The sequence below is a fragment of the Pseudomonas sp. EGD-AK9 genome (assembly GCF_000465935.2).
GTDB lineage: Bacteria > Pseudomonadota > Gammaproteobacteria > Pseudomonadales > Pseudomonadaceae > Aquipseudomonas.
In genome coordinates, this window is the sequence record NZ_AVOF01000535.1 from 1 (window position 1) to 1,497 (window position 1,497).

A 1,497-nucleotide genomic window follows, 5' to 3' on the forward strand; every position below is an offset into this window, starting at 1 on the left:
AGGATGTCCTGTGGCGCGTCGATGGCGACGTCTTCGAGGATCAGCCCGGCGCGGCTCCAGTGGCCGTCGAGCAGCGCCGCGATGGCGGCCAGGTGGCCACGCTCGCGGGCATCGGCCGGCAGGCCCTGGGCCTGCTGCAGGCACTGCCGCGCCACCGCCAGGCCCTCGGGCTCGGTGCCCAGCAGGTGCAGGTAGGCACGCAGGACATGGGCCATGACGAAGTCCGGACGCAGCGCCAGGGCCGCCTCGACCGCGGCGAGCGGATCGCCGGCATAGCACTGGAACTGGGCCAGCCCCCTTTCGTAGTGTTCCAGGCTGTGCGGGTCGGCGCCGCTCAGGCTCAGGCCCAGGTTGTCGCGCAGGCTGTTCATGGCTGTCCTCTGCTGGTTGTGTACCGGTCATCGCGGACGCCGCCGACTGCCGGGCTGCGGCTTCACACCGGTGCTACGGTAAGAGGGACCGGGAGGGACGGATATAGCCCGGCCGCCGTCATTCTTGATCCAGCCGCCGCCCGGAGGATCAATGGACGCACTCTCTCACGTGCTCGCCGCCGTCCACCTGTCGGCCGGGGCCTTCCTGCACGCCGAATTCAGCGCGCCCTGGTGCATCCGCGCCCAGGTCAACGCCGAGGACTGCCGCCTGGCCGGCACCCAGCCGGCGCACCTGATGGCCTATCACTACGTGCTCGACGGACGGTTGCTGCTGGGGATAGACGACGCCCCGCTGCTGCCGCTGGAAGCCGGCGAGATCGTCCTGCTGCCGCGCAACGACCCGCACCTGCTGGCCAGTGCCAGCGGGCTGCCGGCGCGGGTGATCGACCACCTGATCCAGTCGCCCGCTCAGGGCAGCGGCCTGGCCAGCCTGCGTCACGGCGGCGGCGGCGCCAGGACCCACCTGATCTGCGGCTTTCTCGGCTGCGCGGTGCCGGACAACCCGCTGGTGCAGACCCTGCCCAGCGTGCTCAAGCTGCAGGTCGGCAACAGCCCCGGCGGCGCCTGGATCGAGCAGGCCTTCCGCCTCGCCGCGGTGGAAAGCGCCGGCCAGCGTCAGGGCGCCGGCACGGCACTGAACAAGCTGGCCGAGCTGCTGTTTATCGAGGCGGTGCGGCGTTACCTGGAAGCGCTGCCGAGCGACCGCCACGGCTGGCTCGCCGGCCTGTGCGACCCGCAGGTGGGCAAGGCCCTGGCGCTGCTGCACCGGCAACCGGCCGAACACTGGACCACCGAGGCCCTGGCCCGCGCCGTGGGCCTGTCGCGCTCGGCCTTCGCCGAACGCTTCAGCCGCCTGATCGGCCAGCCGCCGATCCGCTACCTGGCGCACTGGCGCCTGCAACTGGCCGCCGCCCAGCTGCGCGAAGGGCGCAGCCTGGCGCAGATCGCCTACGACATCGGCTACGGTTCGGAGGCCGCGCTCAACCGCGCCTTCCGCCAACACTACGGGCAGCCGCCCGGTAGCTGGCGCAAGGAGCATGCCGCGGCCTGAGGCGCTACAGCCGCC

1 protein-coding gene and 1 pseudogene are annotated in these 1,497 nt (G+C 72.1%); one reads left to right on the forward strand and one right to left on the reverse strand.

All coding sequences use genetic code 11. From position 1 onward, the window contains the following. A pseudogene (locus N878_RS20155) lies at positions 1–371 on the reverse strand (tetratricopeptide repeat protein); the annotation flags it as partial. A gap of 151 nt (positions 372–522) precedes the next feature. Between N878_RS20155 and N878_RS20160 the strand changes: the two are divergent. Continuing rightward, entirely contained in the window at positions 523–1,482 is a 960-nt protein-coding gene (locus N878_RS20160) for an AraC family transcriptional regulator (RefSeq protein ID WP_021445351.1), read from the forward strand. Positions 1,483–1,497 lie beyond the last annotated feature (15 nt).